The organism is Neobacillus niacini (assembly GCF_000759675.1).
Taxonomy (GTDB): domain Bacteria; phylum Bacillota; class Bacilli; order Bacillales; family Cytobacillaceae; genus Neobacillus; species Neobacillus niacini_A.
Map to the genome: position 1 here is coordinate 1 of NZ_BAWM01000124.1, position 236 is coordinate 236.

Sequence of the window (236 nt, forward strand, 5' to 3'; positions counted from 1 at the left end):
ATGAAGCCTAAGAATATGTCTGTTGGGTTATGAGAAACTGTTCCTGCTAAGAAGAAAGAGAAGTTCATCACTAGACCAAAAACAATAGCTGCAGTTGTGAAGCATCCTAATAGAAGTCCTAAGCCGATTAATGTTTCGCCCCAAGGAACGATGAAGTTGAACACATCAATGTTTGGTAAAGCAAAGCTTTCTAAAAAGTTAACATACCAACCGTAAACCATGTTGCCATCTGGACC

General features: G+C 39.4%; 1 pseudogene. It reads right to left on the bottom strand.

Annotation, left to right across the window (positions count from 1 at the left end):
* A pseudogene (locus TR08_RS24935) lies at nucleotides 1-236 on the bottom strand (Crp/Fnr family transcriptional regulator); the annotation flags it as partial.